Below are 12307 nucleotides of genomic sequence, written 5' to 3' on the forward strand. Positions count from 1 at the left end.
ATATCATTTGTTTTATTAGTAGTAATTTGGACTGTTTTTTCATTTTTTAACTATAAAAGGAATAGAAAACTCTTATTTTACCTATCATTTCTAATTTTTTTAATTGTACTAGGAATTATTCTTAATCCTGATATGTTTTTACATTTTTCTAACTTTTATAATGCTTTAGTTTCAGGAGGGGTTGATTCTTCAACAAATACTAGACTGAATCAGTTCGAAGTACTCGATGTAACATTAGAAAGTAACTTTTTACTAGGGTATCCTTTAAAGTATGTAATCATTGAAAACTCTTATGTACACTATTTTTATAATTATGGGTTAATAGGAGTAGTTTTTTTTGTTGTAACTAAACTAATTTTTTTAATAGATTCTTTTATTAAAATAGATCAGATTAATAAAGTCAATTCTGGAATTAATTTAGGTCTTTATATTGGGATAAGTTGCATGGTTTTTTCGGTTTTTATCTTTGGTTTAGGTTCATCACCTACGGACGCGAATAAGTCTTCTTATTTCTTTTATTTTTTATATGGAAACTTCATAAGCGTGGCAAAAAACGGAACGCGGAATTATAATGTTCGATGAATTTTGTTACTCTATTATTTGATGTGAAAATTTAAGGTTAGTTCATGAAACTGTCTATTTTAATCCTGTGCTATAACTGCAAGCCACTTGAGTCGAAAACTATACAAAGCTTGCTAAATTCTAGTGTTTTTTTAAGTTCGTTAGGTTCTGGTATTAACCTAACAATATGGAATAATGGGCCAGAATACTGGACTGAAAAAGACATTGCTCCTGCAAGTCTAACAGGTGTGTTTATCAAGCAAACACTTGAAAATAAACCAATTGGGAAGCTATATAATTCATTTACAGGCTCATTTGAGTCTGATTACTACTTATATTTGGATCATGATACTCTTTTGAATGAAAAGTTTATTTACGATATTCTTACTCAGAACTCTATCAAAATAGGGGTACCAATAATTAGGTTTGATAAAGAAAATATTTTTCCTATTTGTCGTCGTCAGTTTTCAAATGGGCCTTTTTTAAAAAAAGACAAAGTATATAGTATTGCGAGTGGTTTACTTTTAAGTAAAATCGTTGTTGAATTTATATCAGAAGAATATGGTAATACTTTTGATAACAGGTACGCATTTTATGGTGTTGATACGTCATTTTTCATCAGATTGCATGCATTAGAGCTTTGCAACGACATTACGGTTTTACCAGCAATATTGCACTCATTATCTAGATTAGAATCTGAAGAGCCAAATGTAGTTAAGTTTAGGACTAGAGAACGGAGTCTTGAAGCTGGCATAACATTACGGAATTATTTTTCTATAGGCAGGCTCTATGGTGTTATCAGGATGACTTTAAAATCATTTTTTTTAAAGGATGGTTGGGGCGGGTACTATATCTTAAAAGGGTTTGTTTATGGGAAGCACCCTCGGTGTAATTAAGAATTTTTATTGTGTAACTTTAAATTATTTAAGGTCTTCAGTAGAAAAAAGACTAATAATATTAAATTTTCTAACAGAGGTAGTTAATGCATAAAGGAATTATTTTAGCCGGTGGAAGTGGCACACGTCTTTATCCACTCACGAAAGTTGTTAGTAAACAACTAATGCCAGTTTACGATAAGCCTATGGTTTATTATCCACTTGCAACATTAATGCAAGCAGGTATTCAAGAAATACTCATTATATCAACACCAGAAGAAACTCACCGTTTTGAAGAGCTTTTAGGTGATGGCTCAAATTTTGGTGTTTCTATCTCTTATAAAGTTCAACCTAGCCCAGACGGTTTAGCCCAAGCCTTTATATTAGCGGAAGAGTTTCTTGATGCCGCTCCTGCGGCATTAGTACTTGGCGATAATATGTTTTATGGCCATGATTTGGTGAAATCACTTCAAAATGCTAATGCACAACAAAGTGGCGGTACGGTATTTGGTTACCATGTGTCAAACCCTAAATCTTACGGTGTTGTTGAGTTTGACGATTCTGGCACTGCTATTTCTATTGAAGAAAAACCTGCAGTACCTAAATCTAACTATGCTGTGCCAGGTTTGTATTTCTTTGATGAACGCGTGGTTGAATTCGCTAAAAATGTAAAACCCTCACCGCGTGGTGAATTGGAAATTACTGAAGTTATTGATCAGTATTTGAAAGCTGGTGAGTTAAAAGTTGAAATTATGGGCCGTGGTACGGCTTGGCTTGATACGGGTACACATGATGATTTACTCGCGGCAGCACAATTTATTGCTACCATTGATAAACGCCAAGGCCTAAAAGTTAATTGCCCTGAAGAAGTGGCTTACCGTAATGGTTGGTTAAGTGAAGCAAAGTTGCGTGAAATAGCCCAGCCGTTACGTAAAAGTGGTTACGGTGAATATTTAATAAAATTGATTGAAGAGCGTGTATTTTAAGGGACTAATTTTTTACAGGGAGGAGAGAAAGAGAAAGGAAAGAGGTTTTAGGATGTAGGGTGTTTTTCCTTTTAGGGAACCCTTGAATTGTCTTACCTCCTGCTACTCTCCTTGTTTTCTCCCTGTGAGTAATTTTTTATAAATTTTACAAGGAGGACTGAATGAGTAGAGAAAGAGGTCTTTATATAATATTAAGTATTTTCACCTTTTGTTGTTCTCCTTGTTTACTCCCTGTGAGCTGTTTTTAGTATTTGATGAGATTTTATGAATTACATAGATACCGCTATCGCGGATGTTAAAATAATTGAGCCGAATGTGTTTGGTGACGACCGTGGTTTTTTTATGGAAACCTTTCGTGTAGATGAATTTACTGAACAATGTGCAGAGCGCACTTTTGTGCAAGACAACCACAGTAAATCGAGTCATGGCATATTACGTGGTTTACATTATCAACTGAAAAACACCCAAGGTAAGCTAGTTCGAGTTACGTCTGGTGAAGTTTATGATGTTGCGATTGATATGCGTAAATCGTCACCTACTTATGGTCAACATGTTGGTGTGGTGCTTTCTGGCGAAAATAAACGTCAGTTATGGGTACCAGAAGGTTTTGCGCATGGCTTTTATGTCATGAGTGACTCAGCAGAGTTCGTTTATAAATGTACCGACTATTATGCTCCAGAGCATGAAGTGTCGTTATTATGGAACGATCCGGCGTTAAATATTCAATGGCCGCTACGCGATGGCAATAAACCTTCGTTATCTGCAAAAGATGAAGTCGGGCTGTTGTTTAAAGATGCACCTGCATTTAAATAAAATACTTAGCTAAATATAAATAAATAGATAATGACAAAAAACAACACAATGAAAATAATCGTTATTGGAAAGTCTGGTCAACTCGCTTGGGAATTAAGTCAACTGTCGACACCTGAACAAGAAGTTGTTTGTTTAGGTCGTGACGATGTTGATTTGCAAGATGTTTCATCATTAGTAAGCAGTTTAAAGCAGTATAACGCTTTTGGTGTTATTAATGCTTCAGCTTACACCGCAGTTGATAAAGCGGAAGGTGATGTTGAAAATGCCTTTGCGCTAAATGCCACAGCTGTGGGGAATTTAGCACAAGTGTGCAAAACGCTGTCAGTGCCATTTGTACATATTTCGACAGACTTTGTTTTTCATGGTGATAAAGGTTCGCCTTATTTACCCGGCGATGAAATAAACCCGTTAGGTGTTTATGGCGCGAGCAAAGCGCAAGGTGAACAGTTAATTGCTAATATCTACCCCGAGCATAGCGCTATTATTCGTACGTCTTGGGTGTATTCAACGCACGGTAATAACTTTGTAAAAACGATGCTGAATTTAATGGCATCTAAACCTGAGTTGGGTGTTATTAGTGACCAAATTGGTACGCCAACTTATGCTAAAGGTTTGGCGCAAGCTTGTATTGCCAGTCTACATAACCAAGTGGTTGGCGTTCATCATTATACTGATACTGGTGTGGCTAGTTGGTTTGATTTTGCTGTAGCAATTCAAAACATTGGACTAGAACTGGGTTTATTAAATAAAAAAATCCCAATAAAACCTATTACAACTGCACAATACCCAACGCCAGCCGAGCGCCCTCATTACAGTGTGTTAGATAAAGCGAGTTTAGTTAACGCTTTGCCAGCACTTTCGTTAATGCATTGGCAAGAACAGTTAACACATATGATGACAGCGTTAAAAAATGAGCGCGAAGCATAGTTGGGCTGAGTTAGCCAAGTTTATTAATTAGAGATTATTATGAAAAAATTATTAGTTACAGGTGGTGCAGGTTTTATTGGCGCTAACTTTGTTCATTATTGGATGGAAAAATATTCAGCTGATAAAGTTGTGGTGCTTGACGCGCTAACTTACGCGGGAAATATTGCTAATTTAGACAGTGTAAAAGGTGAAGGTAACTTTACTTTTGTGCATGGTAACATTTGCGACCAAGCGTTAATTGAAACCTTACTGGATGAACATGGTATTGATACTTTAGTACATTTTGCTGCTGAGTCGCATGTAGATCGTTCTATTACTGGCCCTGATGCGTTTATTGAAACTAATATCATGGGAACTTATAGCTTACTTAAAGCCGCTAAAAAAGTGTGGTTAGACGGCGAAAGTATTGTTGAAGGTCATAGGTTTCATCATGTTTCTACTGATGAAGTGTATGGCACGCTTTCACCTACTGACCCTGCATTTACCGAAGATACAGCTTACGCGCCTAATTCCCCTTATTCGGCGAGTAAAGCGGCAAGCGATCATTTAGTTCGCGCTTACCACCATACTTATGGTTTAAATGTTACTACCAGTAATTGTTCTAATAACTATGGGCCGTATCATTTCCCTGAAAAGCTTATTCCTTTAGTTATTACTAATATTTTGCATGATAAAGCCCTGCCAATTTACGGTGATGGTCAACAAATTCGTGACTGGTTATACGTTGAAGATCATGCTTACGGTATCGACTTAGTATTACGAAATGGTCGCGTTGGTGAGAATTACAATATTGGCGGAGATAATGAATGGGCAAATATTGATATTGTTAAAACTATTTCAAAATTGGTTGAACAAGAGTTTGTTAAAAATAAAGATTTAGCTACGCGTTTTCCTGCAGCTAAAGCGGCAATGGCGCAAAACACTGAATCACTTATTACTTACGTGAAAGACCGACTTGGTCACGACCGTCGTTATGCTATTGATGCGACTAAAACTAATAATGAGCTGAATTACAAACCAAAAGAATCATTTGAAACCGGCATTGCTAAAACCGTTGCTTGGTATTTAAATAATGAAGCTTGGTGGCAAAGTGTTATGGATGGCTCTTATCAAAACTGGATAGCAGAGCAATATTCATAAATTTTAAAAGGAATCATTAATGAAAATAGCAATAGCCGGTACCGGCTACGTAGGCTTATCAAACGCTATGCTATTGGCGCAGCATAATGAAGTTATTGCGGTTGATATAATCGAAGAAAAAGTTAACTTACTAAACCAAAGGAAATCACCTGTTGCTGATGTTGAAATAGAAAATTTTCTAGCTAATAAGCCTATTAACTTTACTGCAACCTTTAATAAAAAATTAGCTTATATAGATGCTGATTTTGTCATTATAGCTACACCTACAGACTATGATGTAGAAAGTAATTACTTTAATACGTCTTCTGTTGAGTCTGTTATCAAAGATGTTTTGTCGGTAAATCTGAATGCAGTGATGATCATTAAATCCACTGTACCAGTTGGTTATACTGAAAATATTAAACAAGAATTCAACTGCAAAAATATAATGTTTTCTCCGGAGTTTTTACGTGAAGGTAAAGCGTTGTACGATAACCTATATCCTTCTCGTATTATTGTTGGTGAACAAAGTGAACGAGCAAAGGTGTTTGCTAATTTATTGGTACAGGGGGCAATTAAAGAAAATATTGATGTATTATTTACGGATTCGACTGAAGCAGAAGCTGTTAAGCTTTTTTCAAATACCTATCTTGCGATGCGAGTTGCCTATTTTAATGAGCTCGACAGTTATGCAGAAGCGCATGGTTTAGATTCTAGGCATATTATTGAAGGTGTAGGTTTAGACCCACGTATCGGCTCACATTATAACAATCCATCATTTGGCTATGGTGGTTATTGCTTACCTAAAGATACCAAGCAGTTATTAGCAAATTATAATAATGTTCCTAATAATATTATTCGTGCAATTGTTGATGCAAATACCACTCGTAAAGACTTTATCGCTGACTCTATCATTAGTAGAGAACCAAAAGTTGTTGGTGTGTATAGATTGATTATGAAAACGGGCTCCGATAATTTTAGAGCATCTTCAATTCAAGGTATTATGAAGCGCATTAAGGCAAAGGGTATTGAAGTGGTTGTATATGAACCGGCACTTACAGATGTTGAATTCTTTCACTCTAAAGTAATTAAAGACTTAAATGAGTTTAAGCAGTCTTGTGATGTGATTGTTTCTAATAGAATGGTTGACGAATTGCAAGATGTTAAAAATAAAGTTTATACACGAGATTTGTTTGGTAGTGACTAGGTAAGTTATCAACCGAAAGAATCGTTTGAAACCGGCATTGCTAAAACCGTTGCTTGTTATTTGAATAATGAGTAATGGTGGCAGAGTGTGATGGATGGCACATACCAAAACTGAATAGCTGAGCAATATTCATAAATATTGCCCGTAGCTAAAAGTATTTTAAATATATATAATCATTAATATAAAAAGGTCGGTTTTCCGACCTTTTTATATTAAATTATAGTATTGCTTTGAGAAGTTATGTTGATTGAACTGTGTTTTTTAGCTTTAGCTTACTTTTTTGTGATCGTTTGAAGCGAATTTTAACGCGGTAATTCATTCTAGTAATGGAAAGTATGGATTCAAATTTTTCACCTATAAAGCTCATGACAAGACCATAAACAATCCATACAATGAATTAAAAGTTGCAAATAAGGATAAAAATGCCAAATAAGATCAAAAAAGCCGTAATACCTGTCGCGGGTTTAGGAACACGGATGTTGCCAGCAACAAAAGCTATTCCAAAAGAAATGCTTCCGATTGTTGATAAACCCCTTATCCAATACATTGTTAATGAATGTATCTCTGCCGGTATTAAAGAAATTGTTTTAGTTACACACTCTTCTAAAAATGCGATTGAAAACCATTTTGATAAGTCATTTGAGCTTGAAACTACGTTAGAAAAGCGTGTTAAGCGCCAGTTACTTAATGAAATTCAAGCTATATGTCCGAAAGATGTTACCATTTTGCATGTTCGCCAAGGTGAAGCAAAAGGGTTGGGGCATGCGGTATTGAAAGCTCGACCTATTATAGGTAATGAACCTTTTGTTGTGGTGTTGCCTGATGTGATTTTAGATGATGCTACGGCAAATTTAAAAACTGAAAATTTGGCAGCCATGTTAACCCGTTACAACGAAGTAGGCGGTTACAGCCAAATTATGGTTGAACCTGTACCTATGGACCAAGTGAGCAGTTACGGTGTGGTTGATTGTGGTGGCGTTGAATTGGCGCCAGGCGAGTCAAAACCTATGACTGCTGTTGTAGAAAAACCAGCAGTTGAAGATGCACCATCTAACTTAGCTGTGGTTGGTCGTTATGTATTGTCTGAAAAAATTTGGGACTTGTTAAAACTAACACCTCCTGGTGCTGGTGACGAAATTCAATTAACAGATGCTATTGCTATGTTAATGGAAAGAGAAACCGTTGAAGCTTTCCATATGACGGGCAAATCACATGATTGTGGCTCTAAGTTAGGTTATATGAAAGCCAATGTTGAATATGGTTTACGTCACCCTGAATTAGCGACTGAGTTTAAAGCTTATATAAAAGCTTTAGTTAAAGCCTAAATAAACGATAGAACGTTTAAATAAAAAACTGTCAGCTGTGTTCTGGCAGTTTTTTGTTTAACGAGAATGAAAAGTTTAGGTATATAGGTTAGATTTTCGTTAGGCTTTGATGATGTAACTAACGACTTTATTCTTCAATTAATAATTTCAATAGAAGCGCAGATATATGGATATTACAAACTTATCAAAGTTCACCGAACAGGCATTAACCCGAAATATTTTTTCTCTTTTTTCAGAAGCTCAACGCAGTGAAAACTATTCAGTTTCGGCTGCAGGTTTATTCTTAGATTATGCCAAACAAAATATTGTTGATTGCGAGTTTACGCCATTATTTAACTTAGCTGAACAAGTTGGACTGGCCGATAAAATATCAGCACAGTTTGCTGGTGATGAATTAAATTCTACCGAACAACGCGCGGTATTACATACTGTATTGCGTGCGCCTGATGCGATGAAAGTTGACGTTTTAGGTGCAGAGGCGCAAGAGGTTATTGATACCGAAGCTAAAATGGCGGCGATTGTTGATGATGTGCACTCAGGCAGGGTTAGTTCGGTTACCGGTGAAAAGTTTACTGACATTCTTGCTATCGGTATTGGTGGCTCATATTATGGCGTTAAAGTGGCCTTGTCGGCACTGGTTCCTTATCATCAAAAAGGTTTAAAAGCACATGTGCTTGCCAATGTTGACGGTGATGCTGCACAAGAAAAATTTGCCAAACTAAACGCCTCAACCACGCTCGTGGTGGTTATTTCTAAAACTTTTTCTACTCAAGAAACATTGCTTAATGCCACCATTGTTAAAGCTTGGATGCTTAACGCTTTAACTGATACCCATTATTCATCTGCAGACATTATTGCTCAGCACTGGTATGCAGTGAGTACGAATATTGCGGCGGCAACAGCATTTGGCATTGATGCGCAAAATATTTTGCCAATGTGGGATTGGGTCGGTGGTCGATTCTCTTTATGGTCAGCGGTTGGTTTACCACTCGCTTTGATTATTGGTAATGCGCATTTTAACGCTTTAAAAGCGGGTGCCCATGCGATGGACGAGCATTTTAAACATGCAGCCTTTGAGCAAAATATGCCTGTGATCATGGCTTTGTTGGGTATTTGGAATCGAAATGGCTTAGGTTACCCAAGCTTAGCAATTTTGCCTTACAACCATGCGCTGAGAGCTTTGCCAGGCTATTTGCAACAAACTGATATGGAAAGTAATGGTAAATCGGTTTCTATTGAAGGTAAAACGCTTAATTATTTAACCGCACCAGTGGTTTTTGGTCAAGAAGGTACAAACGGTCAGCATGCTTTTATGCAATTAATGCATCAAAGTGCCGATATAATCCCTACTGACTTTATTCTTTCTATGGCGCCTACCAGCGAACATTTAACGAATCATGATGCTTTAGTGGCAAATTGCTTCGCTCAAAGTGAAGCGCTAATGCAAGGTAAAACGCTAGCACAGGCAAAAGCTGAATTATTAAAAGCTGGCGCAAGTGAGGCCGAAGCAAATAGTTTAGCTGCGCATAAAACCATGAAAGGTAATACCCCGAGTAATACTATTTTGATGGAAAGGTTAGACCCACATTCACTTGGCGCTTTATTGGCGCTTTATGAGCATAAAATTTTTGTTCAAGGCGTTTTATGGCAAGTTAATTCATACGACCAATGGGGTGTTGAATTAGGTAAGCAGTTAGGTAGTGAAGTACTAAGTGTTATGGCACAACCAATGGCTGAAATTGAAAGTGAAAAGCTTTCTTCATCAACGCTAGCGCTAATTCGCCGCTATAAAGATAACTTAACTAAAGTTTAATTTTAAACTTTACAGTATATAATTTTGTTGGTTATACCTTTTTGATATAAACAAGCTTTTACTTATATGGATAAGGCCGTAAGGCTGTGGCATTATATTACTCAATAATATTATGCCACCATTAGTGAACAGCAATGCATTTAACCCATTTACAAAAGCTAGAAGCCGAATCTATTCACATTATTCGAGAAGTTGCCGCAGAGTTTGATAATCCTGTGATGCTTTACTCGGTTGGGAAAGATTCAGCCGTTCTACTTCACCTTGCCCGAAAAGCCTTTGCACCTGGAAAAATACCTTTTCCGCTATTACATGTTGATACCAACTGGAAGTTCAAAGAAATGATCGCGTTTCGCGATGAAATGGCTAAAGAATATGGTTTTGACCTACTGGTACATAAAAATCCAGAAGGCATTGCCATGAATATTAGTCCTTTTGAACACGGTAGTGCTAAGCATACTGACATAATGAAAACCCAAGGATTAAAACAAGCGCTTGACCAGTATGGTTTTGACGCTGCATTTGGTGGCGCACGTCGTGACGAAGAAAAATCTCGTGCAAAAGAGCGAGTGTATTCATTTCGTGATAAAAACCATCGTTGGGATCCTAAAAGCCAACGTCCTGAGCTTTGGAATATATACAACGGTAAAGTTAATAAAGGCGAAAGTATTCGCGTATTTCCGTTGTCGAACTGGACCGAACTTGATATTTGGCAATATATCTATTTAGAAGGCATTAAAATTGTGCCACTTTATTTAGCTGAAAAACGCCCAGTAGTTGAGCGTGACGGCAGCTTAATTATGGTTGATGACGAGCGTATGCCTATTGGTAAAGATGAAGTAGTACAAATGAAAAGTGTGCGCTTTAGAACCTTAGGCTGCTATCCATTAACTGGTGCAGTTGAATCAACAGCAGCTACGTTACCTGAAATTATTCAAGAAATGCTATTAACAAAAACCTCTGAGCGCCAAGGCCGTGTTATTGATCACGACTCATCAGGCTCAATGGAGAAGAAAAAAATGGAAGGTTATTTTTAAAGCGAAGCTTTAAAAAAGTTTTTCATCTTATTTCAGTTTATTGAACTGTATTAGCATTTTATTTAATTCGACAATTTGTCGAGTAGAAATTTCCAAGGAAAAAACATGAGTCAGACAGAAGACTTACTTGAAACAGATATTGAAGCTTATTTGAAGCAGCATGAAAATAAAGAAATGGTGCGCTTTTTTACTTGTGGCAGCGTTGATGATGGTAAAAGTACCTTAATTGGCCGATTACTACACGATTCTAAAATGATCTTTGAAGATCAATTAGCGGCAATTAAAAACGACAGTAAAAAGTCGGGCACTACTGGCGAAGCGATTGATTTAGCCTTGTTAGTTGACGGTTTACAGTCAGAGCGAGAGCAGGGCATTACTATTGATGTGGCTTATCGTTATTTTGCGACCGATAAACGTAAGTTTATTATTGCTGATACTCCTGGCCATGAGCAATATACGCGAAATATGGCAACAGGCGCTTCAACTTGTGATCTCGCTATTATTTTGATTGATGCTCGCCACGGTGTGCAAGTACAAACTCGTCGTCATTCATTTATTTGTTCATTGTTAGGCATTAAACATGTTTTAGTTGCTGTTAACAAAATGGACTTGGTTGATTATAGCCAAGACCGTTATCAAGAAATCAAAAAAGATTATCGTAAGTTTGCTGACGACTTAGCTTTTGAAGATGTTCGCTTTGTGCCAATTTCAGCCTTAAATGGCGACAATGTGGTTGAAGAAAGTAGCAAAATGTCTTGGTACCCTGGTGCCACTTTAATGAAGTTATTAAATACGATTAAAGTTGATGACAAAAAGAACTTCACACAATTTCGCTTGCAAGTGCAATATGTTAACCGACCAAACTTAGATTTTAGAGGTTTTGCCGGCACCGTTGGCTCTGGCCATATTCGCGTTGGTGATGAAATAGTTGCGCTACCATCAGGTAAAGAAAGCAAGATAAAATCAATTGTGACTTTTGAAGGTGAAATTGATCGTGCTGATCATGGAATGGCTGTTACTTTAACGCTTGAAAATGAAATAGATATCAGCCGTGGTGAAATGATAGTTAAGAAAGGCTGTCTTCCAGCATCTGCGAAAGAGCTAAGTGCCACTATTGTTTGGATGCATGAAGACGAATTAGAGCCAGGCCGTGAATATTATATTAAACACGGTAGTAAGCTAACGACTGGTCATGCTATAAAAATTGATCACCGTATCGACGTTAATACACTAGAGAATTTTGATGTTGACCAATTAGCATTGAATGAAATTGGTGTTGTGCATATGGAAGTTTCCGAAGCATTACATTTTGATGCTTATGGCGATAACAAGGCAACGGGTGCTTTCATTATCATCGACCGATTGAGTAATGTTACAGTTGGTGCAGGCATGATAAACGGAGCGCTTGAAGCTCAAGAAGAGCATCAGTACTCAGCATTTGAGCAAGAGTTGAATACTTTAGTTCGCAAGCACTTCCCACATTGGGGCGCGCGTGATTTATTGAAATAGTAATAGGTACTTTTAGTTATTCTTTATCTATAAGTACTTAGTTGTCAGCTGTTAGTTAAAACAACGAGTCTAGTTTGAGAGGCTTTTGTTTTGCTGACAGCTATTTTAAAATAGTTGTTTATATACACAAATTTATTT

11 protein-coding genes are annotated in these 12307 nt (G+C 36.9%); all 11 read left to right on the forward strand.

All coding sequences use genetic code 11. The annotated features are described in order from the left end of the window. Positions 1–582 (forward strand): hypothetical protein (locus tag H4J50_RS19440; RefSeq protein ID WP_220466163.1); only part of this gene is annotated, 582 nt, incomplete at its 5' end. Between the two features lie 44 nt (positions 583–626). After that, the gene (locus tag H4J50_RS10610; protein ID WP_182256278.1) at positions 627–1457 is read left to right on the forward strand and encodes a hypothetical protein; all 831 of its coding nucleotides are present in this window, start codon (positions 627–629) and stop codon (positions 1455–1457) included. 86 nt (positions 1458–1543) lie between these two features. Further along, positions 1544–2422 carry a glucose-1-phosphate thymidylyltransferase RfbA gene (gene rfbA / locus H4J50_RS10615; protein ID WP_182256280.1) on the forward strand — a complete coding sequence of 293 codons (879 nt, stop codon included), beginning with the start codon at positions 1544–1546 and terminating at the stop codon, positions 2420–2422. A gap of 264 nt (positions 2423–2686) precedes the next feature. Further along, the gene (gene rfbC, locus H4J50_RS10620; RefSeq protein ID WP_182256282.1) at positions 2687–3235 is read left to right on the forward strand and encodes a dTDP-4-dehydrorhamnose 3,5-epimerase; all 549 of its coding nucleotides are present in this window, start codon (positions 2687–2689) and stop codon (positions 3233–3235) included. Between the two features lie 30 nt (positions 3236–3265). Beyond that, positions 3266–4162 (forward strand): dTDP-4-dehydrorhamnose reductase, encoded by an 897-nt coding sequence (gene rfbD / locus H4J50_RS10625; protein ID WP_259366225.1) that lies wholly within the window; start codon positions 3266–3268, stop codon positions 4160–4162. A gap of 39 nt (positions 4163–4201) precedes the next feature. Continuing rightward, a complete protein-coding gene (rfbB, locus tag H4J50_RS10630) occupies positions 4202–5302 on the forward strand; it encodes a dTDP-glucose 4,6-dehydratase (protein ID WP_182256284.1) in 1101 nt (366 codons plus the stop codon). Between the two features lie 19 nt (positions 5303–5321). Beyond that, the gene (locus H4J50_RS10635) at positions 5322–6488 is read left to right on the forward strand and encodes a nucleotide sugar dehydrogenase (RefSeq protein WP_182256286.1); all 1167 of its coding nucleotides are present in this window, start codon (positions 5322–5324) and stop codon (positions 6486–6488) included. 422 nt (positions 6489–6910) lie between these two features. Next, a complete protein-coding gene (gene galU / locus H4J50_RS10640) occupies positions 6911–7813 on the forward strand; it encodes a UTP--glucose-1-phosphate uridylyltransferase GalU (protein ID WP_182256288.1) in 903 nt (300 codons plus the stop codon). A 166-nt stretch (positions 7814–7979) separates the two neighbouring features. Further along, positions 7980–9626, forward strand: a complete 1647-nt coding sequence (pgi, locus tag H4J50_RS10645) for a glucose-6-phosphate isomerase (RefSeq protein ID WP_220466164.1) — start codon at positions 7980–7982, stop codon at positions 9624–9626. A gap of 134 nt (positions 9627–9760) precedes the next feature. After that, positions 9761–10660 (forward strand): sulfate adenylyltransferase subunit CysD, encoded by a 900-nt coding sequence (gene cysD / locus H4J50_RS10650; RefSeq protein WP_182256290.1) that lies wholly within the window; start codon positions 9761–9763, stop codon positions 10658–10660. Positions 10661–10765: 105 nt separating this feature from the next. Then, entirely contained in the window at positions 10766–12169 is a 1404-nt protein-coding gene (cysN, locus tag H4J50_RS10655) for a sulfate adenylyltransferase subunit CysN (RefSeq protein WP_182256292.1), read from the forward strand. Positions 12170–12307 lie beyond the last annotated feature (138 nt).

It is taken from the genome of Colwellia sp. 6M3, assembly GCF_014077595.1.
Classification (GTDB): domain Bacteria; phylum Pseudomonadota; class Gammaproteobacteria; order Enterobacterales; family Alteromonadaceae; genus Cognaticolwellia.